The sequence below is a fragment of the Thalassotalea sp. G20_0 genome (genome assembly GCF_017744175.1).
In the GTDB taxonomy this organism is placed as follows: Bacteria; Pseudomonadota; Gammaproteobacteria; order Pseudomonadales; family Endozoicomonadaceae; genus Endozoicomonas.
On sequence record NZ_JAGHQV010000318.1, the window covers coordinates 1 to 802 of the forward strand.

The following is an 802-nucleotide window of genomic DNA, read 5'->3' on the forward strand; positions in this document are numbered from 1 at the left end:
GTCGATTGGTGCATTTTCTCCAGACCTTTCACTTGCGCTGACATCTAGCTGCTGATTGTCTTCTAATGCGGTGCTACCACCGGAGACTTCTGGCTGCGGATTTTCGTCTGGTGAGGTGCCATCATCAAAGACCTCTGGCTCCGGATTTTCGTTTAATACGGTACTATCGCCGGAGACCTCTGGCTGCGGATTTTCGTCTAGTGCGGTACTATCACCGGGGACCGTTGGCTCAGCAAACAACTCTTCGATGCCATCAAGCTCACTGTAATCCTCCTCGGCTGATGTTTGCTCAGTCAATTTCGCTTCGGTCTGGGGCGACTCAGTATCAACATCTGTTTGGTCATCGCCAACCGTGGTTGTATCACTGTCGATTGGTGCATTTTCTCCAGACCTTTCACTTGCGCTGACATCTAGCTGCTGATTGTCTTCTAATGCGGTGCTACCACCGGAGACTTCTGGCTGCGGATTTTCGTCTGGTGAGGTGCCATCATCAGGGACCTCTGGCTCAGGATTTTCGTTTAATACGGTACTATCGCCGGAGACCTCTGGCTCAGGATTTTCGTCTAGTGCGGTACTATCACCGGGGACCTCTGGCTCAGAAAACAACTTTTCGATGCCATCAAGCTCACTGTAATCTTCCTCCTGATTGTCGTCTAATGCGGTACTATCACCGGGGACCTCTGGCTCAGCAAACAACTCTTCGATGCCATCAAGCTCACTGTAATCCTCCTCAACTGATGTTTGCTCAGTCGATTTTGCTTTGGTCTCGATCGTTTGAGTATCATCCTCGTTCTCAATTGAC

1 protein-coding gene is annotated in these 802 nt (G+C 50.2%); it reads right to left on the bottom strand.

The genetic code is table 11. The features are described 5' to 3' along the window. Positions 1-802, bottom strand: an 802-nt coding sequence (locus tag J7438_RS26270) for a hypothetical protein (RefSeq protein WP_209278977.1), incomplete at both ends; no start/stop codon positions are given.